The following is a 25,515-nucleotide window of genomic DNA, read 5'->3' as shown; positions in this document are numbered from 1 at the left end:
TTGATTATGAACTTCATCAGGGTACAATTGATCTATCCGGAAGATAAGGTAAAGGAACCTTTGCTCTGTGCCCTTTGTAAAAACTTTGACGTTGTGGTAAACATAAGGACCGCTAAGGTGTCCAAGGACGCTGGTATTTTGACTGTTGAGATTGACGGGGAGGCAGAGGAGATAGACAGGGCTATAAGGTTCTTAGAAGAGAAAGGAATAATAGTTCAGCCTATAGAAGGACAGATATTTACGGAATGACGGTCTCAGACCTCGGAGAGTTTGGACTGATAGAACATCTTAAAGACAAGTTTTCTTTGGCGGAAGTGGGGGACGATACCGCTTGCATAGAGCTTGGAGGAGAAAAAATCCTTCTTACCTGTGATAGTCTTTTGGAAGGAAGGCATTTTTTGCCCTTTTATCCGATGTCTGCGGTAGGTTGGAAGAGTGTTAGTGCTACAATCAGCGACATAATAGCCAATGGTGGAAGGCCCCTTTATTTGCTTGTAACCCTTCTTCTTCCAGATTTAGAGCTAAAGAAAGTGGAAGAGCTTTACGAAGGTATGACAAGGGCATGTGAGTTTTACGGAACTAAGATAGTGGGGGGCAATATAGTAAAGTCAGAAAAACTTGGGTTAGACCTTTTTGCTATAGGGCAGACAAGGAGGTTTGTGGGTAGGGGTTCCGCAAAGGTGGGAGATGGGGTCTTTGTTAGTGGAACTTTGGGCGATTCTTTGGCAGGGTTGGAACTTTTGCTTATGGAAAAAAAGAGCTATGAGGACTTTGAACTTAGCCTGATAGAAAGACACCTAAGGCCTACCGCAAGGATAGATTATGTGGGACACATATCAAAGTATGCCAACGCCAGTATGGACATAAGCGACGGGCTTGCTTCAGACATCAGACACATGGCAAAAAGAAGCGGTCTAAGATTTAACATCATCAAAGAGAAACTGCCCCTTTCAAGGGAGCTTTACGAGTTTGCAAAAAAACACGGAAAGGACCCATACCAATATGCGCTGAAGGGTGGCGAGGATTACCAGCTTCTTTTTACCCATCCACCGGAGAAAATAAACCCCTTTTTGGACATGACTCAAATAGGTTATGTGCAGGATGGGGAAGGGGTTTTTGTAGATAACAAACCCTTGGAGGAGTACGGCTTTGATCACTTCAGAAGTTAAAACAAAGGTGCTTATAGTGGAGGACGACAAAGGGGTAGGTACAACCCTAAGGACTATACTGGAAGAAGAGGGCTATGATGTGGAGTTAGTAGATTGTATGAGTAAGGCAAGAGAGATAGCCCAAAGGGAATACTTTCACGCAGTTCTTTTGGACCTTTGGCTTCCCGACGGCAACGGCCTTGACTTTATAAAGGAGCTAAAAGAATACCTTCCCATGTCTCCCATAATCGTAATAACCGGACACGGAAAGACAGAGCATGCGGTAAGGTCTATAAAAGAGGGAGCCTTTGACTTTTTGGAAAAGCCCTTTTCTATGGAAAAGCTATTGCTAACGCTGAAAAAAGCCCTTGAGCTTTCCTATGTGCCTCAGAAGGACGAAGAGGACATAGTGGGGATAAGCAAGTCCATAATGGCACTCAAAGAGTTGATAAACAAGGTAGCCAAAAGTAATGCAAGCGTTCTGATTCTTGGAGAAAGTGGCGTGGGTAAAGAGTTGGTTGCAAGGCGTATTCACAAGCTTTCTCAAAGAAAAAATTTTGTAGATCTAAACTGTGCTAACATTTCTGACGATCTGTTTGAGTCAGAGCTTTTTGGTTACGAAAAAGGCGCTTTTACCTCTGCAGTTTCAAGGAAACAGGGAAAGTTGGAGCTTGCCCACGATGGGACACTGTTTTTGGACGAAATAGGGGACCTCAGTCCCAAAGCTCAGGCAAAGCTTTTAAGGGTTTTGGAAACAAAGCAGTTTAGCAGACTTGGTGGTAATCAGATAATAACTTCAAACTTTAGGTTGATAAGCGCATCCAACAAGGACATAAGGAACATGGTGGAGAAAGGCACGTTTAGGGAGGACCTGTATCACAGAATAGCAACCATAGTCATACACGTGCCACCTCTTAGGGAAAGGACGGAAGATATACCCATCTTGATTGAACACTTCCTCAAAAGGTATGCTTGCAGAAAAACATTCACCGAGGGAGCTTTAAACATGTTAAAAAGTTATCGGTGGAAGGGGAACGTAAGGGAACTGAAAAACTTCGTAGAAAAGCTCTGTATTCTTCACGAGGGGGAACAGGTTTCCAAAACCGATGTGGAAAAGTTTCTCGGTGTTCCTTATGAAGAAGACATCAGTTTTTTGTTTGCGGAAAAGGACCTGCGCACCGCCAAGCAAGCCTTTGAAAAGCTATTCATCCAAAGAAAGCTTAAAGAATACAACAACGACGTGAAAAAAGTAGCCCAGGTTATAGGCATAGACCTGTCCAACCTTTACAGAAAAATAAAACTCTACGGAATAGAAGTTTAAAATTTACTTCATGGACTACCGAACCTTAGAAAGCTGGGACAAAGAATACTTTTGGCATCCCTTTACCCAGATGAAGGTTTATAGAGAAGAAGAGAACCTAATATTTGAAAGGGGAGAAGGGGTCTATCTGTATGATGTAAAGGGAAGAAAGTTCATAGATGCCATATCTTCCCTTTGGTGCAATGTCCATGGACACAACCATCCAAAGCTAAATCAAGCCATTATAGACCAACTTAAAAAAGTTGCTCATACAACAACCCTTGGAAGTTCAAACGTGCCGGCCATAGTCCTTGCTAAAAGGTTGGTGGATATAACACCACCCTGTTTGACAAAGGTCTTTTACTCAGAGGATGGAGCGGAAGCGGTAGAAATAGCCATAAAGCTTGCTTATCAGTATTGGAGAAACAAAGGGCAAAAAAGAAGGATATTCATAACCCTTTCTCAGGCTTATCACGGAGACACATTAGGAGCGGTCAGCCTTGGAGGAATAGACCTATTTCACGGAGCATACAAGGATATAATCTTTGAAACCATAAAGCTTCCTTCTCCTTATCTTTTTTGTAAAGAAAGATACGGAAAGCTTACGGAGGAATGCAAGGAAGAGCTTTTGTCACTTTTGGAGGATATACTGAAAAAAAGGGATGACATAGTCGCTGTGAGCTTGGAGGCAGGGATACAAGCTGCGGCGGGTATGCTTCCCTTTCCAAAGGGCTTTTTGAAAGGAGTTAGAGAACTTACAAAAAAATACGATGTTTTGATGATCGTGGACGAGGTTGCCACCGGTTTTGGAAGGACGGGGACTATGTTTTACTGTGAGCAAGAGCAAGTTTGTCCAGACTTTATGTGTTTGGGTAAAGGTATAACCGGAGGATATCTTCCCTTGGCAGTCACCTTGACCACAGAGGAGGTTTTTAACGCCTTTTTGGGAGAGTTTGGGGAGATGAAGCACTTTTACCACGGACACACCTACACAGGAAACAACTTAGCCTGTGCGGTAGCGTTGGCAAACCTTGAAGTTTTTGAGGAGGAAAAGACCTTAGAAAAACTAAAACCTAAGATAGAATACCTTTCAGAAAGACTGAAGGAGTTTTGGCATCTTGACTTTGTGGGAGATGTGCGTCAGCTTGGGTTTATGGCAGGCATAGAGTTAGTTAAAGACAAGGAAAAGGGCATTCCTTTCCCATATGGTGAAAGAATGGGCTTTAAGGTTGCTTACAAGTGCAGAGAAAAGGGGGTATTTTTAAGGCCCTTGGGGGATGTGATGGTTCTAATGATGCCTTTGGTGGTAGAAAAAGAACACATAGACCAGGTGGTTGATGCCTTAAAGTGGGCTATTGAAAGCTTGAAAGGATGAGAATTCTTATAAAGGGTGGTAGAATACTGGATCCGTCCCAAAACTTGGACCTTGTGGGGGACTTGCTCATAGAAGACGGAAAAATAGCGGGTATAGACAAGAGAATAGAGGTTTCTTATGCAAAGGTTTTTGACGCTAATGGTTTGCTGATCTGTCCTTCCTTTGTGGATATGCACGTGCATCTTAGGGATCCTGGACAGACATACAAAGAGGACATAGAAAGCGGTAGCAAATGCGCAGTGGCGGGAGGTTTTACCACAATTCTTTGCATGCCCAACACAAAACCACCTATAGATTCTCCGGAAGTAGCGGAGTATGTTATAAGAAAGTCCAAAGAGGTAGGACTCTGTCAGGTGCTCCCTGCGGGTGCTATCACAAAGGGCAGACGGGGAAAGGAGCTGACGGATTTTTATGCGCTCAAAAAGGCTGGCTGTCCCGCTCTAACGGACGATGGCTCTCCCCTTATGGACTCAGGGCTTATGGAAAGGGCTTTAAGGCTTGCAAAACAGTTGGACCTTCTTGTGATGAACCACTGCGAAGATGACAATCTATCAAAGGGACACATAAACGAGGGATATGTTAGTTCCCTTTTGGGTATAGCCTACAGAAGTCCTTCTGCGGAAGATATCTTGGTAGCAAGAGATTGCATACTGTCTTACTACACGAAAGGAAGAATACACATCCAGCATCTGTCTTCCAAACTTTCTGTGGATATCATCAGGTTTTTTAAAGAAAAGGGTGCACCCGTTTCTTGCGAAGTCAATCCTTATCATCTTCTCTTTGACGAATTAGAGCTTTTAGAATCTGGTGCTAACGCAAAAGTTAATCCGCCCCTTAGAAAGGAGGAAGACAAACAAGCTTTGCTGGAAGGCATAAAGGACGGAACAATAGATTGCATAGCGACGGACCATGCACCTCACACAAAAAGAGAAAAAGCAAGCTTAGAAAGTGCCATGCCGGGTATGATAGGACTGCAAACCGCACTTCCCATGTGTTTAGAGCTGGTAAGAAGGGGTATAATAAGCCTTGAAAAGCTGGTTTATCTTCTTTCTTTGAATTCTGCAAGGCTCTTGGGAGTAGAAAGAGGTATAAAGGTAGGAAAACCTGCCAATTTGGTGGTTTTTGACCCCGAAAGGGAATGGATATTGGACGAAAAAACCAACCTTTCAAAGTCTCAGAATACTCCACTTTGGGGAAAGGTTTTGAAGGGAATGGTGGTGATGACCTTTTGGGAAGGGAAGATGGTTTATAATGCGGTATCTTGAGAGAGCTAAAGGTGTTGGAGTGCTCTCTATGGATTGTTTGTCTATGCAGAGGAGAACTCTTTTGTTAGAAACTTCTTTCACTTAAATTTAAATAATTGGAGAAAGCGGTATGGAATTAGAAGTATTGGTAAAAAATCAAAAGAATAGGAAGCTAAGAGAAATAGGACAGAAGGTTTTGGAAGACCGAAGGTTAAGCCCAGAAGATGCTATAGAGCTTTTTTATTCAAACCAGTTGGCTTACATAGGTGCCCTTGCAGAATGGGTAAACAGAAAGAAAAACGGAATGTTTGCCTACTTTATAGTTAATCGTCAGATAAACCCTACTAACATATGCGTCTATCAGTGTGATTTTTGCGCTTTTGGAGTGGTAAAGTCTGACCCTAAGGCTTACGAAATGAGCGTGGAAGAGATCCTTGAAAAAGTTAAGCAAACCTACTTGCAGGGAGGAAGGGAAGTGCACATAGTGGGTGGTGTGCCACCCCATTGGAGGGTGGAGGACTACGTCTCTTTAGTGAGAAAAATAAAAGAGAGGTTTCCAGAGGTTGTAGTGAAGGCTTGGACCGCTGTAGAAATACATCACATGGCAAAGATCTCAAAAAGAAGCTATGAGGATATTCTCCTTGAGCTTAAGGAAGCGGGCCTTTCTGCCATTCCCGGAGGTGGTGCGGAGATCTTCTCCGAAAGAGTGAGAAAAATAATAGCTCCATATAAAGCCAATGCGGAGGAATACTTAGAAATCCACAGAACAGCACACAAGCTTGGCATACCATCAAACGCCACCATGCTTTACGGTCATGTAGAAACTTACGAAGAAAGGGTGGAACACATGCTAAGGCTTCGGGAACTTCAGGACGAAACGGGAGGCTTTCAAGTTTTCATTCCCTTAGCCTATTGGCCCGAAGGCACGAGACTTGGAGGAAAGCGCACTTCTTCGGTGGATGACCTAAAAACCATAGCCATATCAAGGCTTTTCTTAGACAACTTTGCTCACATAAAGGCTTATTGGATAACGTTGGGAGAAAGAGTCGCACAGATAGCCCTCAACATGGGAGCAGATGACTTAGACGGGACCATAGAGGAGGAAAGGATAGTCCACGCCGCAGGCACCAAAAGTCCTTACAAACAAACCAAAGAAAAACTTATAAAACTTATCAAAGAGGCAGGAAAAATACCGGTAGAGAGGGATACCTTTTACAATTCGGTAGCGATCTATTCTTAATGGGAAGGATCAGGCTCTTTATCCTCTTTCTTGTTTTTCTTGCTTTTTTCATCGGCATAAACATAGCCTTTTTGGATAACTTACGCAAGATATGGACGGTAGGCTTTCCTCTAATACTCCTGGTAATAAACTTGGATCTGTTAGTTTTGATCTTAGCCTTTTTTCTGTTCCTTAGAAAGTTTATAAAAACCTACCTCCAGGCTCAAAAAGGAAAACTAAGAAAGAGACTTTCCAGTATGCTTTTCCTTTACATGTTCTTGCCTGTCCTTTTTCTGAACTTAGCATCCTCTGTGGTGCTATTGCAATCAACAAAAACCTTTGTAAGCTCCCAGCTAAAGGACGTGGTAAAGAAAACGGAAAACTTAAAAGAAAGCATTGAAAATCAGGAAAGGGAAAGAGTAGAAATTTACAGAGCTTTTTTTAGCTCGGTTCTTAAAAGGGGAGAGAGTTTGGAGGATTATTTGAGAAATTTAAAACAGGTAAAAAGTGTCTCAAAGGTAGAAGGGTGCGTAGAGCAGGAAACTGCAGATTTTTTTGTGCTTTGCGTTGCTGAATACAGAATAGAGGTTTTTAAAGATAGAGCCTTAAGAGAAAGCATAAATTCCCTTTATGAGGTTTCAAGGGATTTGAGAAGCCTTGTTAAGTCAAGGGACATAATAGGGGGTATATATCTATACTTCCTTGTGCTTTTGTCCTTTGTTGCCCTGATTGCCTCTTTTTGGTTTGGCAACTTAGTAGCAAGATACATAAGCATACCTTTGGAGGAGCTTTCTTCAAAGGCAAAAGAAATTGCAAAAGGTAATTTTGACGTAAGCTTGAAGGTCTATAGCACGGGGGACGAAATATCTCAGTTAGCCCAATCCTTTTCTTCTATGAAGGATGAACTAAAAGCCTTTTATCAGCGTTTGGAAAAGGAAAAGGAATTTTTTAAAGCCCTGGTGGAGAACTTGCCGGTGGGTATAAAGTTTATAAGCAAAGAGGGGGAGGTTTTGGAAAACAGGGCTTACCACCAGATAGATACAGAGGACCCTCAGATTAAACACACTAAGCTTGAAACTTCTTACGGAATCATACACATATACGAAGACCTAAGGCCAGTTGTTATGGCTGAAAGGTTTAAAACCTGGCAAGATGCGGTAAAAAGATTGGCACACGAGATAAAAAACCCACTAACTCCCATAAAGCTAAACTTAGAAAGGTTGCAGTCCCTTGCCCAAAAAGGCAAGCTAACCCAAGAGGAGGTTATAAGGGTATGTCAAATGCTACTTGAGGAGATAGAAAGAATAAAGTCTGCGGTAAATTACTTTAGAGACATATCTTACAGCAGGGAAATAAAGATAGAGAGCTTTGACCTGGGAGATCTGATAAGGGAGATGGGAAAACTTTATCCTACCTTAAATTTGGAAGTTGTAGGAAATAGCGTTGTCAGAGCAGACAAAAGCATGATAAAGGAGTGTTTCTTTAATCTTTTTAACAACAGTTTGGAGTGGGGCGCAAAGAGTGTAAGGATATTTTTAACAGAGAAGGGATTTACTTACGAAGATGACGGAAAGGGACTAAAAAAAGGGGAAGAGGAGAGCATATTTTTACCTTATCGTTCCTCTAACCCACAAGGTATGGGATTAGGCCTTTCGGTAGTCAAGCACATCTTTCAAATGCACGGTTGGGAAATAAAGGTAATTCCAAGGGAAAAAGGTTTTTATGCGCAGGTTCTATTCAAACAAGGAGGGTAGTATTTGCAAAATTCTTATAAAGTGGTTTTCCCAAACCGTTTCCAATACGTCTGAAACCGCCCTTTCTTGTTCTTCCCGGCTGAGAGCTTTAAAACTTTCGGACTTAACCCCTTTTTCGTGTAGTAGAAGTGGAACAAAGAGCTTACCCATAGAGTAAAACAAAAAGCAAAGTTCCTTTTCAGAAAGCTGTCGCAAACCACCAAAGGTTTTATAAGTTTTCACAAAAGCCCAATTAGCCCAAAAGCGCACATCTTCGTCCTCCAACCTCTTTTCGTAGCCCCCTACATACATACACACCAAGGCCCTTAAAGACCTTTCCTCTGCCTCCGGATAGAGCTTTTTTATTTCACTTTCGTATATGGAATAATCCTTAGATCGTATAGCTTCGTATTCTTTTAGAAAACGCTCTTTCCACTCTGCATACCTAAAAAACTCCCGAAAAGGAGTTTTCAACCGGGCTCCTCCGAGTATTCGTAGTCAGGACAGTTTAGAGTTGTTAAATCCACCTCGGGTATGTGTTCCTCCACTATGTTGTGATATCCACACACAAAACATTCAACCACAACCGCATATCCAGAGTGCAGGTGTCCTATATCCCATCCGCACAGGGGACATTCTCCTTCGCCAGCCTTTAAAACGCTCAGCAGTCTGTTGCCGTTTTTTATGGCATTTTGGGCATCCTTTACCCTCTGTATTGCTTTCCTTAGCTCATCGGTATTCCATTCCGCACCGCAATCCAAGCATCTAAACTCAGCATAATTGCCTTCACTCAAAAGCTTTATAACTCTCTTTGAACCGCACCTATCATCTATGCAGATGTTTCCTACCATCTTATTCCCAAGCTTATCCAAGATAGCTTTGAAGTCCTCCTTTCCTAAGGTCATAGGTCTATCCTTAACTTTATAGCCACAGCATTGGCATTCGGCCTCTACCCTTGGATAAGGCTCGTCATACTCGCAAACCTTTAAGGCTATTCTCCTACAGTAGGGACAAAGTTCTAAGTGGGTCAAGCATATCATAATCAAAAATTATATTCCCATCCGCCGGGATGTAGAAAATTGTTTTGAAAGTATGCTCCATATTTCATTTATCAAAAGCCAACCCCTTTTTGAAAGTCTTAGGTTTTCCCCTTCTTCTATGAAAAACTCCTCCAAGCCCTCCGGAATAGAGCCAAGCATATGCTTTGGAACACCATATATCGTCCTTAAAGCTACAAAGAGGTAGTCTTTTATAAGTTCTTTTCCTTCCAGTATTTCTTCTTTTTCCACGGGTTTTTTGCCATTCAGGATTGCGCTTCTGTAGGCTTGCAGGTTTTTGTAGTTGCCAAACCTTCTTTTATTCACAAAGCTCCATGCGGACACTCCAAGTCCCAAAAACTCCTTGTGGGTCCAATAAAGTAGGTTGTGCTTGCACTCATAACCTTCCTTTGCAAAGTTGCTTATTTCGTAATGAACAAAGCCCAAAGAACTTAGCTCTTCAGAAAGGAAAAGAAACATTTCCTCTATTTCCTCTTCGCAAGGAAGCTTTAGGCTTCCCTTCTTCCAAAGCTCACCAAAAAGGGTGTCCTCGTAAGGAGTTAGAAGGTAAGCAGAAAGGTGCGTGATGGGAAGGTCCCTTAGTATGCTTATCTCCTCCTTAAGCTCTTTCAGAGTTTGTCCGGGAAGTCCGTATATTAGGTCTATGCTTATATTTTTAAAGCCTACAGCGTGGGCTTGTTGAATGGCTTTAAGACTTGTTTCCCGTGAGTGCTTCCTTCCCAAAAACCTTAGGTTCTTCTCCAAAAAGCTTTGGACTCCGAAGCTCAGACGATTTATCCCCAAACTCAGAAGCTCTTCAAAGTCCTCCGTTCTGTAATTCTCCGGATTGCATTCCAATGTAATTTCTTCAACTCCTCTTAAATCCAAAGACTTAAAAAACTTCTTCCAAAGCTTTGTAGGCACAAGGGAAGGTGTTCCACCGCCAAAGTAGATAGTCCTTAGGTTAAACTCTAAGTCCTCATAAAGTTTTAACTCCATTTCTAAAAGTTTTAGATATTCTTCTGATGGCTCACCAACAAAAGAAACAAAATCGCAATACGGACACTTTTGATTGCAAAAAGGAATGTGAAAGTATAGCCCCTCAACCATGGGAAAAGTTTATAGGTTTGCTTTTGATCTCCCTAACTATTGATAAACCTACACCAAAAAGGAGACTAAAGGTTAAAATTGCACTACCGCCGTAGCTAACAAAGGGTAAGGGCATTCCCACCACCGGCACAAGCCCCATAGCCATACCAAAATTTACGAAAACTTGGAAGGTAAGCAAAGAGCAGAAAGTTCCCAAAAACAAAACCTCTTCCTTTATATCTGCCTTCTGAGTATAACTGAACAATCTCCAGATGATAAAGAAAAAAGCGCTTATGAATAGAAAGCTAAGCCAAAATCCCATCTCTTCCGCTATGACTGAAAATATAAAGTCTGTGTGTTTTTCTGGCAGAAAAAGCAGATGGGCTTGGGTGCCTTGCATAAAGCCCTTTCCCCATAATCCACCTGAACCGACCGCTATGACTGACTGAATGAGCTGATAACCACTGCCCGCATAGTCTTGGTATGGGTCCAAAACTGCTAAAATTCTACTCTTTTGGTAATCCTTCAAAAGGGTCCAAAGAAGTGGAGAGGAGATAACCAAAACGACGAAGGCTATTATAAAGTATCTCAGTTTTAGACCCAAGAAGAATAGTGAGGATGCATAAATGACAAGGTAGGTCGTAGCAGTCCCTAAATCGGGTTGTTTTAGAACCAAGACAGAAGGAACCGCAAAGGCTAAGGAAAACGTAATAAATTCTTTGCTACGCAGTTTTTCTATTCTGGGCAAAATATAAACGCTCAGAAGAAGAAGGGAAAACTTCATAAGCTCGGAAGGTTGTATGTTTATGGGACCTAAGTCTATCCACCTTTTGGCACCATAAACCGTTTTCCCTACAAAGGGGACAAGAACAAGAAGCAAAAGGTTTATTCCGTAAAATATGGGTGCATACTCTAATAAAACTCTAAACTTCAGCATTGAAAGGGAAAAAATCAAAAGCCAGCCAAATAGTAAGTATAGAGCTTGTTTGAAAAACAGTGGGGACACACCCTCTGAATAGGTCGCACTATAAACCCCCAAAAGTCCAATGCAGGAAATGAAAAAAAGAGAAAATACAAGCACAAAGTCAAGGGACTTTATTAAGCTATTGATATAGGACTTTACCACAGGTTGGACACCTTACTTTTTCACCTCTTGTTAGCTTAGAGTAAAGTAAAGTGGGCAGTTTTGTCCCGCAATTACTGCATGCGCCCATGTCTGCTTTTACAAAAGGTGGAAAGCCCACCTCCCTTTTTAGTCTTTCGTACTCCTCAAACACCTGTTCGCCCAAGTTTCTTTTCAAAGACTCAAGGTCAGCCTTGTGCCTATCAAGGTCTTGTTCTACTTCCCGCTTTTCTTTCAAAAGTTCTGCCTTTTCTTCTTCTAATCTTCTTAGTTTCTGTCTTCTTGAGCTATTATGCAATTGGCTTTCCAGCTTGCGCCTTAAATCCTTTAACTCCTTCAACCTTTTCTCTCCTTTGATTATACAATCTTCGTTTTTAGCTTTTTCCCTCAAAAGGGCTTTGTATTCTTCTGCTTTTTTTACCACTTTAGCCCTTTCCTCAAACTTTCTTAAGTTCTCTTTGCAAGATCTTATCTTTAACTCCTCTTCTCTTATTTGGTCTATCACATTGTTTAGCTCGCATATTATTGTTGCTTGCTCTTCTAACATTTGATTTATGCTTGCTTCTAATTCCTTTAGCCTTTGGCTGACCCTTTCTATGAACCTTTCCCTTTTTATGATTTCTTCCTCTTGTTCCTGAAACAACAGCATTTTTGAGAAAAAATCATCCTTCATACTCCTATTTCTACCAACACCGCACTACAGCGCCTGCAAACTTCTCCCTCAAACTCCTCTTCTGTGTAATACATCCAACACCTTGGACACTTTTTACCCTCCGCTTTCCCTGCACCAACCCAAAGGCCCGGGAAGTTCTCGGAAGGGATTTTATGCTTTCCACCTTCTCCAAAAGAAACCCTACTAACGGTAAAGATATACTTTAAATCTTCCTTATACTCTTCAAGAACCTTCATAACTTCATGATTACCCCAAAGGAATACTTGGGCTTCGTAAGGATGATTGACCTCCTTTTCTTTTCTGCACAATTCTACCGCAGACATGATTTCGTCTCTTAAGCTTAGTATCAGTTGGTAATCCCTCAAAAGCTTTTCGTCCTTTAACTTTTCTTTTGGTGTGGGGAAAAGGCTCAAGAAAACGCTTTCCGGAAGGGAATTATCTATCCTTCTTAGATGCTCCCAAACCTCTTCTGCGGTAAAGCTAAGGAAAGGAGAGATGATAATGGTTAAGGCTTTAGCAAGTTCAAAGAGGACGGTTTGGGCAGACTTTCTTTCCCAAGAGTTTGGAGCATAGATGTATAGCCTGTCCTTTAGCACGTCCAAATAAAAAGAGGAAAGCTCCACAGTGCAGAAGTTCTTTATCAGATGGAAAACCCTGTGGAAGGCATAGTTTTCGTAATGCTCTAAGCTCTGCTCTATCACACCTTGAAGGTAAGAAAGCATCCATCTGTCAAGGTGATGAAGGTCTTGGTAAGGAACTGCGTTTGAAGGTTCAAAGTCATAAAGGTTCCCCAAAAGGAACCTAAGAGTGTTTCTGATTTTTTTGTAATCTTCTGCAAGCCTTTGGATTATACCCTTGCTGAGTCTTAGATCCTCTGAGTAGTCTTCTGACACAACCCAAAGCCTTAATATATCTGCTCCGTAATCTTTTATAACTTCCTGAGGAGAGACTACGTTTCCAAGGGACTTGGACATCTTTCTTCCCTGCTCATCCACCGTAAAGCCGTGGGTTAATACCCCCTTGTATGGAGCTTGCCCATAAGATGCGCAGGATTCAAGCAAAGATGCCTGAAACCATCCTCTGTGTTGGTCTGAGCCTTCTAAATACAGGTCTGCTTTTTCTATGCCTCTGCTTCTTAAAACAGAGGCGTGGGATGAGCCAGAGTCAAACCAAACGTCAAGGATGTCCTCTTCTTTTCTAAACTCTTTGGAACCACAGTTGGGACACGTGTAGCCCTCCGGTAATAGCTCTTTTTCGCTTAGCTCAAACCAAATGTCCGCGCCCTCTGGGCTTTCTTCTATAATCTTGGCTATTCTTTCAAATATTTCTTTTTCTGCTACTACATGCCCACAGTTTTTGCAATAAAAGACAGTTATGGGAACTCCCCAGTATCTTTGGCGGGATATACACCAATCTGGCCTGTTTTCCACCATAGACCTTATCCTGTTGTATCCTGAGGAAGGTATCCACTTTACTTTGTCTATTTCCTTTAGAGCAATCTCCCTTAGTCCTTTCATGGATATAAACCACTGTGGAGTTGCTCTAAAGATGACGGGATTTTTACACCTCCAGCAGTGAGGGTAAGAGTGCCTGTAGGTTTCTTGATGAAGGAGCAAACCCCTTGACCTTAGATCTTCCACTATCAGTGGATTTGCTTCAAAAACTCTTAGACCTCTTAAAAACTCCTCTACCTCTTCTGTAAATCTACCTTCGTCATCCACTGGAGCATAGGGCTCAAGTCCGTATCTAAGACCTACTATGTAGTCCTCTCTACCGTGTCCCGGTGCCATATGCACAATTCCGGTGCCTGTGGAAAGTTCTACAAACTCAGACGGATAAACCTTTCCTACCCTTCCCCCATAAGGCGTGTAATACTCCAAACCTACCAATTCTTTACCTAAAACTTGCTTTACAACTTCTCCTTCTAACTTTATCTTTTTCTTTATTTCCTCAAGCAGTGCTTTTGCAAGTATGTAAGTTTCATCTCCACTTTTGAAAAACACATACTCAAACTCTTCACCTACCATAACGCCTAAGTTTGCGGGTAGGGTCCAAGGGGTGGTGGTCCATATAAGAAGGTATGTTTTTTCCAAATCCTTCAATGGAAACTTTACGTATATACTTGGACTTTCCTTTTCGTGGTATTCCACTTCTGCCTCCGCTTCCGCAGTCTTATCGTAAATACACCAATAAACCGGCTTTTTACTCCTTACAACTAAGCCCTTTTCAAAGATCCTTCCAAGCTCTCTTACTTCTTGCGCCTGATACTTTGGGTCCATAGTAAGGTAAGGATTGTCCCAGTCTCCTAACACTCCAAGCCTTATAAACTCCTCCCTTTGCACCTGAACAAACCTTTGGGCATAATCCCTACAAAGCCTTCTGAACTCTACCTTTGACATATCCTCCTTTCTTAGCTTTTTGCTCTTTAGCTCTTTCTCTACCTGTTGCTCTATAGGAAGGCCGTGGCAGTCCCACCCTGGCACATAATCCACTCTGTAGCCTCTTAAAAGCTTGTATTTGACGATAACGTCCTTTAGGATTTTGTTCAGGGCGTGTCCTATGTGTATGTGTCCGTTGGCATAGGGTGGTCCATCGTGAAGGACAAAAAGCTCTGCATTCTTTCTTAGCTCCTGCACTTTTTTGTAAAGCCCTTCCCACTTTCTTAGGATCTCTGGCTCCCTTTTGGGAAGGTCCGCTTTCATAGGAAAGTCGGTTTTTGGAAGGTTCAAGGTATTTTTGTAGTCCATAAGAAAGATATTATAAGGAGTGTTCCCAAGGCTTTCCACTTAGCACTTCTTCAAAGGTGTATGGGCATTCTGAAGGGAAGTCCTCTTTTGACGGCAATCTTCCAAAGAACTTCTCCGCCAACTCTTCGTTGTCCCTGAACCACCTTACTAAGTTCTTTATCGCTATTTTCCAAGCTCGATCTATTTGCTCTTGTGCCTTCTTTTTTACTGAAGGCATATCTTCAAACAAAAGCTCCAGCTCGTCCCTTGCGTTTAGGATGCTTTTTATCCAACCTTTCCCCATACTCTCTTCAACTTTAAAGTGTTCAAGCTTATAAAGGTGTTCCATTATTATAGCCATGTAGCTTATTGCACTGTCTAAATGTCTTCTTCCCATATCTTCTATTTCTTCAAGCAGGTTTTCCCAATCTACCTCCTCGTAGTTTTTTTCTTTGATAAGCCTTAAGTTCTCTTCAACCCAAAGAAGAAAATCTCTCTCGTAAAGCTGTTTTATGTCTTGCCTAACCATAGATTTTATCCCAAGGCTTTCCACTTAGCACTTCTTCAAAGTTATATGGGCATTCCGAAGGGAAGTCTTCTTTTGATGGCAATCTTCCAAAGAACTTCTCCGCCAACTCTTCGTTGTCCCTGAACCAGCTTATCAGGTTCAGCACAGCTCCCTCCCAAGCCCAGCTAAGATTTTCCTCTAACTTCCTTCTGAGTGAAGGTTCTCTCTTTAACATAAGCTCCAATCTATCTCTTGCATTAAGCACGCTTTTTATCCAACTTTTTCCCATTTTTTCGTCAATTTTGAAGTGTTCAAGCTTATAAAGGTGTTCCATTATTATAGCCATATAGCTTATTGCACTGTCTAAATGCCTTCTTCCCATATCTTCTATTTCTTCAAGCAAATTTTCCCAATCCACTTCCTCGTAGTTTTTTTCTTTGATAAGCCTTAAGTTCTCTTCAACCCACAGGATAAAGTCTTTTTCGTAAAGCTGTTTTAGGTCCTGCTTAAGCTTTGGCATAGAAGTTAAATATATGCCCCCAGGTGGGGGCAGACATGGTTTAGAACTTCCAGTTCAAACCGATGGATATAGCGTTTTGGGAGTTTTGGGCTTCAACCTCAAACCCCATACCCATGTTATCAGTTGCCCTTACCTTCTTGTTGAACGCATGCTTGTAAGCGATGTCTATACCAAAGTTCTTGGTAAATTCATAGCCAAGACCAAGGGTAATGTGGTGTTCTGTAATAGCTGGAAAGCCTACAAGATTGAAGAGGGCTATTTGAAAATCACTAAATGGTGCGGTAAGATTAGGTATGTTGTTAGCGTTCATTAGATTTTTAGCCCCACCTCTTATAGGGGACTTTCCGTAGTTATAGCCAGCCCTGAGGGCAAGCTTTTGGGTTGGTTTGAACTCACCACCTACGGCTATGACCCACTGATCCTTCCACTGAAAGTGTTTGTATCCCTTTGCATCTCCCCAGTTTATCCATCTTATGTCCATACCCACTTTGAAGTTTTCCATAGGCTTTATACCCAAACCAAAGGCAAGCTCCAGCGGTTGAGTGAGTTTGAAGTCTTCAAAGGCGCCATCCCCGTTACTATCAAAAACCCTTTTATAGGTCATATTCACTGGGCTTTGGTAAGTCAAACCTGCGTAAAGGAAGTCTCCCATGTTGTAAGCTAAGCCTATCTGAACACCTACGCCGTATGTTTGAGATTGGCCACCTCCAGCGTTCCAGCATTCCCCAGGATTCGGAGCATTATTACCATTAACGTCAAAACACAAATTAGCCCCCATGTCTAAAGAACCGTAAGCCAGATGAACAGCACCAGACACGTATATAGCGGAGTTTATTTTGTAAGAAAGGGCTGGGATCACTCTCATGAACTGAAACGTGGTGTGCATGTTAGCAAGGAGTGGGTCTTTGTTTCTGTAATCCACACCCATACCAGAGACACCAAAGGCACCTATTCCAAAACTTAACTTGTCATTTATTTGATGGACTATTCCAACCTCTGGGACTACGAAAAAGTCCGCTTCGCTGGTAGCTGATGCTGGTGGGGGTACAGGTGGTGCATAAGGTGTGACATTAGATTTTGCCTTTACCTTTGGCATAAATAAAATTCCACCAAAGCTTAGGTTAAAGCCTTTGTAGTAGCTCATCCAAGCTGGGTTTCTAAAGATGGTATCGGTGGGACCTACGGGCATACCTACACCTATACCACCCATACCCCTTGAGGCGGGAGAGACACCTATTAGGTTGTCCCCGTTGGTAGCAAGGGATGAGCCAGAAAGTCCTAAAAGTGCCACCACTAAAAGGGCTTTTTTCTTCATAATGACACCTCCCTTTGGTATTAGTGGTAGATTTTAATCAAGGAAACTTAAGAAAGCAATTAAGAAGTGATTATGAATTGATAAACTTCACTTATAAAGCATTGGCTATTGCAAAATCTCGCGCTTATAAGTTTTAAAGAACCCACTAAGTATCAAAAATAATTTAAAATCTTTTTTTCATAATGAAGCCCCCGTCTGTAGCGCTAACTGTAAAGTCCTTTGACGAACAAGTGGTAAGCGCTTGTACAGGTTGTGGCTGTGCTTGTGCTTATGTGCTTTACAAAGAAAAAGGCCAGCTTGTGGATCTTTATGGACACCCTGCGGACCCAAAGGGTATGGGAAGTTTGTGTAGTAAGGGTATAACCTACATACAAGAGATTACCAACAATCCTTTAAGACTTATAGGTTTTTATTTGAACGAAAGAGAACCTGTCGCCCTTTCCGAATCTGAAGCCTTTGACATGGCAAAGCGGAAACTAAAGGGAAAGATAGCCATAATTTTGGATAGACATTTGTCTAGTCTTGAGGAATACTTGTTGGCAAGGTCTGTGGGTGATGTTTTTGTGGATGCGCCCGTTGTGGATTTTAAGCCCTCCACTGTTTTCTTTAACAGATGGCAGGATTTTAAGCTAATACTTAGTTGGGAGGCAGAACCAGTATTTTCTGAAGTTATGTCCATGAGATACTTGGTGGATGCGGTGGAGAAAGGCTCAAACCTTGTGTGTGTGAGCTCAAGGTATTCTACAGTTTGCTCAAAGGCAAAAACAAAACTTTTGATGAACCCTTTTCAGCAAATAAGTTTTATGAAAAAAATAACACAACCAGAGCACGAAGACCCCACCGCAACCGCACTTAAGAAAAAGCTCTACCTCCTTGGAGGATTACTGCTCATAAGCACAAACCTTCTATCCTCTCCTTTCAGAAACAGCGTTTTAAACATACTAAAAGACCTTATCAAACACTACAGCGTAGAATATAGCTTTGTGGGTGACCTTATGCCTTTCCCCGCTATGGAACTTGAAAAATTCGTAGAAAATTTTGAAGAATACGATAGCTTCATATTCTTTGGCAATCCCCTTATTTACATACCAGAGCAAATAAGACAGGAAATTAAAAACCGATTTTCCATACACTTTACGCTCTTTCCCAACCTCACTTCTCACTACTCCACTCTAATCATAGGCGCTTCCAACTTTACAGAGAGGGACTTTATAGCATACAGAAACTCCTTTGGAAGAGTCTATTTCTGTCCCCAAAGCGTATCAAAACCCAAAGGTGCGGTGGTCCCCTACGAGTTTCTTTCAAGGCTTTTTGACATAAAGGTAAGGTTAGAAGAGTTCATTACGTTGGATACTTCCTTGGAAGGCACAAGCTTAGAACTTCCTTCAATTGAAGGCAAGAGTTTTGAGGAAAAACAACTGCCCCAAGGAGTTGTTTTACACACTGCTAACTCCCTTGTGGAAGAGCTTGGGCATTGGAACCCATGGACCCACAGCATGGAAAAGTATCAGAAGGCTTACATATCAAAAAAAACCGCAGATAGGCTCAGAGTTAGGGACAAAATAACGCTAAATGGTAAAGTTTTTGAGGTTGTTATCAGTCCAAACATAGCAGACGAGATGGTTTTTATTCCTTCCTCTTTTGAAGAGTTTCAACCCTTTGACCCTGGACACAGCGTGGGTAGTTTTTGTAAATATCCATTCTACAGATACGAGGTGCTGGAGTGATAGTTGGGTTGTGTAAGAATGAATTTGCGGAAGGATACATACTCAGAACCTTTGGCTTAGATGCGAAGTCTTTAACTTATTCTCAAGTGGTAAATTGGATTGGAGGGGTGGATATATACTTTAAGGACGAAGAGTCTTGGCAAAGGGCTAAGGAAAGTCTTGGTTTTTACGTGTATGCGGACAGAAGGGTGGAAATGGAAGAGGTGGTGGGAGAGCTGTTGAGGGAAAGGGGGCTTAAACTTGCTGTGGCAGAAAGCTGTACAGCGGGTTTGCTTTCCGCTCGTCTCGTAAATGTTCCAGGAAGCAGTAATTACTTTGTAGGTGGTTTTGTGGTGTATTCTAACGAGTTAAAAACCAAGCTTTTGAGCGTAAAAAAGGAACTGCTGGAAAAATACGGAGCGGTTTCCGAAGAAGTTTGTAGGGCTATGTGCATATCCGCTTTGGAAGAGACTGATGCGGATATAGCAGTTGCCATAACTGGCATAGCTGGTCCATCAACAAGCGAAAGAAAGCCCGTAGGACTTACATACATAAGTTTATGCACGGACAAAGAGGTTTATGTTGAAAGGCACATCCTGCGTTTTAGCAGAAACGAAAATCGCTTTTTGGCAACCCAACTTGCCCTAAACCTAATAAGAAAATTTCTTTTGGGAGTTTTAAAATGAAACGCATTCATCCTACTGCCATCATAAGCGGAGAGGTTGAGCTTGAAGAGGATGTAGAGATTGGACCCTACAGCGTGCTTGAGGGAAAAATAACCATAGCCAAAGGAACTAAGATAGGAGCGAGGGTGAGCATAAAGGGAGAGGTTAGCATAGGAAGGGATTGCAAGATATACGACGGTGCGGTCATAGGAGAAGAGCCTCAACACCTTAAGTATGCAGGAGAGGAAACAAAGGTAATTGTAGGAGACAGGGTAATAATAAGGGAATACGTCACCATTCACAGGGGCACGCCCTTTGGAACAGGAGTGACTGTTATAGAAAGCGATGTTATGCTTATGGCTTATGCTCACGTTGCCCACGACTGTGTGGTAAAAAGAGGGGCTATATTGGCAAACTGTGCTACGCTTGGAGGTCATGTAGAGGTGGGAGAGTATGCATTTATTGGTGGCCTTTCTGCAGTCCATCAGTGGGCAAGGGTTGGAGACTACGCTATGGTGGGCGGTGTTTCGGGAGTTTCCTTAGACATTCCACCTTTTACAAGGGCTTCTGGCCAACACGCCCACCTATACGGTATAAACACCGTAGGGCTGGAAAGAAGGGGATTTTCAAAAGAAAAGATAAACATTCTAAAAAAGGCCTACCGTATCCTTTTTAGGAGCAATCTTTTGAGAAGAGAAGCCATAGAGCTTTTGCTCAAAGATTACGGAGAACATCAGGAAGTTCTAAGACTTGTAGAATTTATCCAAAGCAGTAAAAGGGGAGTAGCAAGAGATGCAGGTAAAATCCTTTAGTCAAAAACTTCTAAGAAGATCTCCCGCATTCTCCTTAGACTTTCAAAAAGCTTTTCCTCAAAGTCTTCTGGATTCATGCCAATAGAAGAAGCTACCCTCTGTCTGTCCTTACTGTTTAAGACAGATCCTGCATTTTCCTTAGATAGCCTGTGTCTTGTTTCCACAAGCCGGAGAAAAAGGTATATGTCATAAACTTCTTTAAGAAGCTCGTGCTTTGACATCAGCAACCTGCAGGCTTTTAACATTGAAGGTTCCCTTATACCTTCCAAAAGCATATAAAACTGGATCAAAAACTCCCCGTCTATAAGACCGCCTTTTCCAAACTTTATATCAACCACATCTTTATCTTTTTTTGCGTTGCCTTCTAAGGCAAAGCGCATATCCCTTATTTCTCTCCTCTCCTTTTCTGTGATGGGTTTGCCAAAAAGGAAGTCTTTAAGAATAGATTCAAACTCTTCCTTTAAAGCGGTATCTCCCACGATGAACCTTGCCCTGGTCCAGGCGATCCTCTCCCAAGTTCTGGCGGTTCTTTCGTAGTAATCCCTGTAAAAGCTTATGGACGGCAAAAGTTCTCCTTTGCTACCCATAGGTCTTAGCCTAAAGTCAAGCTTGTAGAGATATCCTTCTGAGGTGTGCAGGGTTATGAACTTTATCATCTGCTGGGCTAACTTTATTTCTTCTAAGCTCGGGGACTTTCCAACAAACACCAAATCTAAATCTGAACCAATGGTAAGCTCCATGCTTCCATATTTGCCCAAGGCATACAGCACTAAGCTGTGATCTTTTATTTTCAGGTGTTCCCAAAGTTTTTTCATTAAAAAGTCCGCAAGAAGGGTAAGGCGGTTAAAAAACTTTTCAAGTTTTGTGTATCTATCTTCTTGCTTCAAAAGATAGACCAAAGCTATGCGCACTTCCCAAACAGTTTTAAACCTTCTAAACAGATTTTCCGCACTCAAACTAAGGATTTCCTTATATTTTTCAAACTCCTCTTCAAGTTCTTCTTCTTCCGGATAATCCTGATACAGCGTTAGCACATCCTCCACCAAATCCGGATTCCTGCTTATCAAAGTGGAAAGATAGGAAGACAAAGAGAAGACTTTGCAGAGCTTTAACCTAAAGTCTTCCTTTGATTTGCTTAGAATCACCCTCCTTCCCGTAGGATTAGAAAAGAACTTATCCAAGTTGTTCAAAGTTTCGTCTGGGTCTGGCGTTTTTGCTATGTGATTGACCATTTGAGGTAAGATCTTTATAAGCTGTTTCCTCTCTTCTGAAGAGAGCCCTATGCCCACCGTTCCTTGTGTGTAGTTTAAAAGTATGTTAAATGCCCTTGTTGGATTTTTAAATCCTAAGGAAGATAAAATCTCTTTTCCCGCATCCGCATCGCCGTTTAAGAGCACAGCCATAATAGGGTCAATCTCTTGCTCTTCTTGTGCAGGCAGGATACCATAAAACATACTGCTTACCTTTTGGGTGTAAGTCCTAAACATTGAAAGAAACTCTTTTTCTTCTAAACCCATAAGCTTGGCTATTTGAGTGGCTTCAGACTCGCTAAAGCTCTGGGTTTGCAGACAATTTCTTAGCTGTATAGTGTGCTCCAGCTTTCTTAAAAAGGTGTATGCTTTCTCCAAGAACTTTACCTCTTCGTCAGAAAACACACCTTTCTGATTTAGTTTCCAAAGTGCCCTAAAGGTATTGCTCTCCCTAAGAAAAGGATACTTTCCACCAAGAAGGATAACCATTGCCTGAACCATAAACTCCAATTCTCTTATTCCCCCCTCGCCAGTTTTTACGTTTGTGCGGTTCATGAGCTTGCTTTTTGCCTGCGCATTTATCTGAGCTTTTATTAGTCTTATTTCCTCAAGGACTCTGTAATCCACGTATTTTCTGAACACAAAGGGTTGTCTTACTTCCCTATCAAAGGTCTTAAAAAGCTCTTCGTCTCCTGCGCTGTAGCGAGCCCTAAGAAGGGCAAACCTCTCCCACATCCTACCGTAGGATTCGTAGTAAAGCTCTGCACTTCTCAAAGACATGCTTATAGGTCCAGATTTTCCAAAGGGCCTGAGGTCCAAATCTACCTCGTAGGGTTTGCCCTCTTCTGTTTGGGTAGTCATAAGGCTTACCAACTTTTGGAAAACTTTGTGAAAGAACTCCACAAGGGTTAGCTTCCCCGCACTGCCTTTGTCAGAAGAGTGTATAAACATTAGGTCTATGTCTGAGTAATAGTTGAGTTCATAGCTACCGAGCTTGCCAAGGGCTATTATACATGCGCTGGCGGTTTTTCCATTTTCCTCCTTTGGCTCTCCGTATCTTTCCACCGCTTCCCGAAAGGCTCTTGAATAAGCCAACTCTAACATAGCATCCGGAAGCTCGGAGTATTCCCTTAGAATGTCCTCTAAGTTTGCGGTGCCAAGTATTTCCTTTGATAAAAGTCTCATAAGCTCTCTGTGGCGATAATAAGCTAAACTCTTGGAAAACTTTTCATCGTCCAACGAATCACTTACGATATTTTTAAGCTCCCTCAGGTAATCTTCTTTTCTTTTGGACACATACCAAAGACCCGGGATCACCCTTTGGAAATCTTCGGGATGATTGATCAAAAACTTCCGTATGCATTCGGACTGGTCCATTAGCTTTAGAAGAAGGATAAACCTTCTTTCGTTCAGATAGTCCAAAAGAGTTTTAGGTTCTGGATGTCTTTTCAAAAGTTCTGTAAAGGACTCCTCTGCCCTTTTGGGATTTAACAGATACCTCTGTGCAGAGAGCCACCACTGAGTAGGTATCATAAAACCATTTTATCGTTTATATTAAGTATTGTGGAACTTTTCTTTTTTCCAGACATATACGCAGGTAGAGAGTTGATAGATTACTACATAGTGACCTTTGAGCTTTCGGACATATCCAGCGTAGAGCTGATGGAACTGGAAGAAAAGCACTACATCAGACGGATATTAGATTGGGACCACTTCAAAAAAAGCGCCAAACATGTAGTGCTCTATGAATTGGGAGACGAGATAGACAGATTTTCGGACATAGAAGAAGCACTGAAAGTTGCTTACAAGTTAGCTTACAACGAAGCCATCAGAAGAGGTGCCAAGGACATCCTACCTGCTACAGGCGTAGGCAATCCTCCCATAGACGTGATAAAAAAGGTCTTTCCCACCGAGTTTTATTTAGAAGAATTTCCAGAAAACTTGGAAAGTTACCTTGACCATCTTGTAAGAAACCTACATACAAAAGAAAGATCTGGAGGATATTGATGGAAGAGAAAAGTTTGATGCCTACCTTAGAAGAGCTAACACCCAGAAGAATTGTAGAGGAGCTGAGCAAATACGTTATTGGACAAGAAGAGGCAAAAAAAGCAGTTGCAATAGCCTTAAGAAACAGGTGGAGAAGGCAAAAGTTACCTCCCCATCTGAGGGATGAGATTGCACCAAAGAACCTTTTGATGATAGGTCCCACGGGTGTTGGAAAGACCGAGATAGCAAGAAGATTAGCCCAGCTTATCAAGGCTCCCTTTGTCAAGGTAGAGGCTACCAAATATACTGAAGTGGGTTATGTGGGTAGGGACGTGGAATCTATGGTAAGGGAGCTGGTGGAGGTTTCCTATCAGATGGTAAAGCAAGAACGAATGCAGGAGGTTAGAGAGAGGGCAAAGAAAAATGCAGAAGATAGGTTAATTGATTACCTAATATCCCAACAGCTCAGTTTTGGCTCAAGAATCTCCCAAAGCACAGCCAACAGATCTGTTATCAGAGAAAAACTCAGAAAAGGGGAATTTGACGACAGGGTTATAGAAATAGAAGTTCAGGAGAAGTTTTCTCCCGTATTGGGCATAATGGGTCCGCCGGGCTTTGAAGAGCTAGAAGATCAACTCAGAAATCTACTGGGTGGTATGGTTCCCCTAAGGAGAAGAAGAAAGGTAAAGGTTAAAGAAGCTCTGCAAATACTGGAACAAGAAGAAGCGGAGAAACTGATAGACCAAGAGGAAATAGCATCGGAAGCTGTTTATAGAGCAGAAAACTTTGGCATTATATTTATTGACGAGATAGACAAAATAGCGATAAAGACGCCTGGAGTTGGTCCAGGCGTTTCCCGAGAGGGTGTGCAAAGGGACCTTTTGCCCATAGTGGAGGGGACGGTTGTTAGAACAAAGTATGGACCAGTAAGGACTGACCACATACTGTTTATATCAGCTGGTGCATTTCATATGTCCAAACCCTCTGATCTTATTCCTGAACTGCAAGGGCGCTTTCCTATAAGGGTGGAGCTAAAACCACTGACTAAGGAAGACTTTGCGCGCATTTTGGTGGAACCCAAAAATGCATTGGTTAAACAATACGTAGAGCTTCTAAAAACGGAAGGGGTAGATTTAGAATTTACCCATGATGCGATAGAGGAGATCGCTTCAATAGCGGAAGAGATAAACAACAAGATGGAAAACATAGGAGCAAGGCGGTTATACACCATAATGGAGCGACTGTTGGAGGATATATCCTTCAATGCTCCTGAACTCTCAGGACAGCGTATCATAATAGACAGTAAGTTTGTTAGAGCCAAGCTGTCCGATTTTGTAAAAGATGTAGAACTTTCAAGGTATATTCTATGATGGAAGGATACATATACAGTTTTGTAAGAAGATTGGAGGATTTGGTTTCTCAGCAAGAGAGGTTAATTAACATCATCCTTTATGCTAAGGAGATAAAGCTACCTCCAGAGAGTTCCCTACGGATATCGCTCTTTTACTTAGATGTCTTTGGAGTGCTTCTTGAACTGCTAAGCAACATAGAATTTATAGAGGAAGAAGGTAAGAAGGATTACCTTTTGGAGCTTGCCCTTGAGGCTACCTCCTTAACCTTAGTATCTTTACCTTCTTTGAGCGCCCTTTCGCCTGTGTTTGCGGACAGAGAGCTGATAAAGGACGTCCAAGAGACAATCTATCTTCTGGAGGATACTTTTATCAGTTGGAACGAGGAAAAGGTTAAAACAGCATCTCAGTATATCAATAGGGTTTATCAACTACTGAAGTTTCACCTATATTCCGCTGCAAAATCTTACGAAAACATGAGTTAAGCTCTTATTCGCTTTACGAAGACCAAAATCTTTGCTATCGCCCTGTAAAGCTCTGGTGGGATCTCCTCAAAAACCTCCACTTTTATAAGAGCAGATACGAGCTCTTTATCCTCCACGATGGGTATTCCATTTTCTTTTGCGGTCTTTATGATCTTCTCAGCCAGCTCTCCAAACCCCTTTGCTACAACCACCGGTGCAGTATCTTTGTGGGAATCATATCTAATTGCTATCGCCTTTTTCCTTTCTGCCATG

At 42.0% G+C, this 25,515-nt stretch carries 24 protein-coding genes; 13 read left to right on the top strand and 11 right to left on the bottom strand.

The window, feature by feature from the left end:
• Window positions 1-6: 6 nt before the first annotated feature.
• The 7 genes from K217_RS0102310 (at window position 7) to K217_RS0102280 (ending at window position 8,040) form a co-directional block, all read left to right on the top strand.
• Window positions 7-249 (top strand): NIL domain-containing protein, encoded by a 243-nt coding sequence (locus K217_RS0102310; RefSeq protein WP_029551520.1) that lies wholly within the window; start codon window positions 7-9, stop codon window positions 247-249.
• Window positions 246-1,169, top strand: a complete 924-nt coding sequence (gene thiL, locus K217_RS0102305) for a thiamine-phosphate kinase (RefSeq protein WP_029551519.1) — start codon at window positions 246-248, stop codon at window positions 1,167-1,169. The genes K217_RS0102310 and thiL overlap by 4 nt, the downstream gene beginning before the upstream one ends.
• The gene (locus tag K217_RS0102300; RefSeq protein WP_231476975.1) at window positions 1,150-2,469 is read left to right on the top strand and encodes a sigma-54-dependent transcriptional regulator; all 1,320 of its coding nucleotides are present in this window, start codon (window positions 1,150-1,152) and stop codon (window positions 2,467-2,469) included. Before thiL ends, K217_RS0102300 begins: the two co-directional genes overlap by 20 nt.
• A 10-nt stretch (window positions 2,470-2,479) precedes the next feature.
• On the top strand, window positions 2,480-3,823 hold the full coding sequence (bioA, locus tag K217_RS0102295; protein WP_029551517.1) for an adenosylmethionine--8-amino-7-oxononanoate transaminase: 1,344 nt from the start codon (window positions 2,480-2,482) through the stop codon (window positions 3,821-3,823).
• Complete coding sequence (locus tag K217_RS0102290; protein ID WP_029551516.1) at window positions 3,820-5,088, top strand: dihydroorotase; 1,269 nt, start codon at window positions 3,820-3,822, stop codon at window positions 5,086-5,088. The genes bioA and K217_RS0102290 overlap by 4 nt, the downstream gene beginning before the upstream one ends.
• 109 nt (window positions 5,089-5,197) lie before the next feature.
• Complete coding sequence (mqnE, locus tag K217_RS0102285) at window positions 5,198-6,307, top strand: aminofutalosine synthase MqnE (protein WP_029551515.1); 1,110 nt, start codon at window positions 5,198-5,200, stop codon at window positions 6,305-6,307.
• Window positions 6,307-8,040, top strand: coding sequence for a sensor histidine kinase (locus K217_RS0102280; protein ID WP_231476974.1), 1,734 nt, complete (start codon window positions 6,307-6,309; stop codon window positions 8,038-8,040). Before mqnE ends, K217_RS0102280 begins: the two co-directional genes overlap by 1 nt.
• On the opposite strand, the gene K217_RS0102275 is transcribed toward K217_RS0102280, so the two are convergent.
• Genes K217_RS0102275 through K217_RS0102235 form a run of 9 tightly spaced genes read right to left on the bottom strand, consistent with a single transcriptional unit; the run spans window position 8,020 to window position 17,010 of the window.
• On the bottom strand, window positions 8,020-8,493 hold the full coding sequence (locus K217_RS0102275; protein WP_029551513.1) for a hypothetical protein: 474 nt from the start codon (window positions 8,491-8,493) through the stop codon (window positions 8,020-8,022). The two genes, K217_RS0102280 and K217_RS0102275, sit on opposite strands and share 21 nt — an antisense overlap.
• Window positions 8,490-9,059, bottom strand: a complete 570-nt coding sequence (locus tag K217_RS0102270; protein ID WP_029551512.1) for a hypothetical protein — start codon at window positions 9,057-9,059, stop codon at window positions 8,490-8,492. The genes K217_RS0102275 and K217_RS0102270 overlap by 4 nt, the downstream gene beginning before the upstream one ends.
• Before the next feature lie 9 nt (window positions 9,060-9,068).
• Window positions 9,069-10,166 (bottom strand): radical SAM family heme chaperone HemW, encoded by a 1,098-nt coding sequence (gene hemW / locus K217_RS0102265; protein ID WP_038028062.1) that lies wholly within the window; start codon window positions 10,164-10,166, stop codon window positions 9,069-9,071.
• Window positions 10,159-11,226, bottom strand: a complete 1,068-nt coding sequence (rodA, locus tag K217_RS0102260) for a rod shape-determining protein RodA (protein ID WP_231476983.1) — start codon at window positions 11,224-11,226, stop codon at window positions 10,159-10,161. The genes hemW and rodA overlap by 8 nt, the downstream gene beginning before the upstream one ends.
• 22 nt (window positions 11,227-11,248) lie before the next feature.
• Complete coding sequence (locus K217_RS0102255; RefSeq protein WP_155991097.1) at window positions 11,249-11,917, bottom strand: zinc ribbon domain-containing protein; 669 nt, start codon at window positions 11,915-11,917, stop codon at window positions 11,249-11,251.
• A gap of 20 nt (window positions 11,918-11,937) precedes the next feature.
• Window positions 11,938-14,688, bottom strand: a complete 2,751-nt coding sequence (gene ileS / locus K217_RS0102250; RefSeq protein WP_029551508.1) for an isoleucine--tRNA ligase — start codon at window positions 14,686-14,688, stop codon at window positions 11,938-11,940.
• 10 nt (window positions 14,689-14,698) lie between these two features.
• Window positions 14,699-15,196, bottom strand: a complete 498-nt coding sequence (locus K217_RS0102245) for a DUF29 domain-containing protein (RefSeq protein ID WP_029551507.1) — start codon at window positions 15,194-15,196, stop codon at window positions 14,699-14,701.
• Window positions 15,189-15,695 carry a DUF29 domain-containing protein gene (locus K217_RS0102240; protein ID WP_029551506.1) on the bottom strand — a complete coding sequence of 169 codons (507 nt, stop codon included), beginning with the start codon at window positions 15,693-15,695 and terminating at the stop codon, window positions 15,189-15,191. Before K217_RS0102240 ends, K217_RS0102245 begins: the two co-directional genes overlap by 8 nt.
• A gap of 40 nt (window positions 15,696-15,735) precedes the next feature.
• Complete coding sequence (locus K217_RS0102235) at window positions 15,736-17,010, bottom strand: OmpP1/FadL family transporter (protein WP_029551505.1); 1,275 nt, start codon at window positions 17,008-17,010, stop codon at window positions 15,736-15,738.
• Window positions 17,011-17,192: 182 nt separating this feature from the next.
• Between K217_RS0102235 and K217_RS0102230 the strand changes: the two genes are divergently transcribed.
• The 3 genes from K217_RS0102230 to lpxA are packed head-to-tail and all read left to right on the top strand — an operon-like array spanning window position 17,193 to window position 20,193.
• The gene (locus K217_RS0102230) at window positions 17,193-18,737 is read left to right on the top strand and encodes a molybdopterin-binding domain-containing protein (protein WP_029551504.1); all 1,545 of its coding nucleotides are present in this window, start codon (window positions 17,193-17,195) and stop codon (window positions 18,735-18,737) included.
• Complete coding sequence (locus tag K217_RS0102225) at window positions 18,734-19,402, top strand: CinA family protein (protein WP_029551503.1); 669 nt, start codon at window positions 18,734-18,736, stop codon at window positions 19,400-19,402. Before K217_RS0102230 ends, K217_RS0102225 begins: the two co-directional genes overlap by 4 nt.
• Complete coding sequence (gene lpxA, locus K217_RS0102220) at window positions 19,399-20,193, top strand: acyl-ACP--UDP-N-acetylglucosamine O-acyltransferase (protein WP_029551502.1); 795 nt, start codon at window positions 19,399-19,401, stop codon at window positions 20,191-20,193. Before K217_RS0102225 ends, lpxA begins: the two co-directional genes overlap by 4 nt.
• Here the strand turns inward: lpxA and glnE are convergent.
• Complete coding sequence (glnE, locus tag K217_RS0102215; protein WP_029551501.1) at window positions 20,190-22,976, bottom strand: bifunctional [glutamate--ammonia ligase]-adenylyl-L-tyrosine phosphorylase/[glutamate--ammonia-ligase] adenylyltransferase; 2,787 nt, start codon at window positions 22,974-22,976, stop codon at window positions 20,190-20,192. The two genes, lpxA and glnE, sit on opposite strands and share 4 nt — an antisense overlap.
• A 30-nt stretch (window positions 22,977-23,006) precedes the next feature.
• Between glnE and K217_RS0102210 the strand changes: the two genes are divergently transcribed.
• The 3 genes from K217_RS0102210 to K217_RS0102200 are packed head-to-tail and all read left to right on the top strand — an operon-like array spanning window position 23,007 to window position 25,263.
• Complete coding sequence (locus tag K217_RS0102210; RefSeq protein ID WP_029551500.1) at window positions 23,007-23,450, top strand: hypothetical protein; 444 nt, start codon at window positions 23,007-23,009, stop codon at window positions 23,448-23,450.
• Window positions 23,450-24,799: an ATP-dependent protease ATPase subunit HslU gene (gene hslU / locus K217_RS0102205; RefSeq protein WP_155991096.1), complete on the top strand. Its 1,350-nt coding sequence runs from the start codon at window positions 23,450-23,452 to the stop codon at window positions 24,797-24,799. Before K217_RS0102210 ends, hslU begins: the two co-directional genes overlap by 1 nt.
• Window positions 24,796-25,263, top strand: a complete 468-nt coding sequence (locus tag K217_RS0102200) for a hypothetical protein (protein WP_029551498.1) — start codon at window positions 24,796-24,798, stop codon at window positions 25,261-25,263. Before hslU ends, K217_RS0102200 begins: the two co-directional genes overlap by 4 nt.
• Here the strand turns inward: K217_RS0102200 and K217_RS0102195 are convergent.
• Window positions 25,260-25,514 carry an EscU/YscU/HrcU family type III secretion system export apparatus switch protein gene (locus tag K217_RS0102195; RefSeq protein WP_029551497.1) on the bottom strand — a complete coding sequence of 85 codons (255 nt, stop codon included), beginning with the start codon at window positions 25,512-25,514 and terminating at the stop codon, window positions 25,260-25,262. The genes K217_RS0102200 and K217_RS0102195 overlap by 4 nt on opposite strands.
• Between the last annotated feature and the right edge of the window lies 1 nt (window position 25,515).

Source organism: Thermocrinis jamiesonii, from assembly GCF_000702425.1.
GTDB classification, from domain to species: Bacteria; Aquificota; Aquificia; order Aquificales; family Aquificaceae; genus Thermocrinis; species Thermocrinis jamiesonii.
This window is presented reverse-complemented; position numbering and strand designations above follow the sequence as displayed.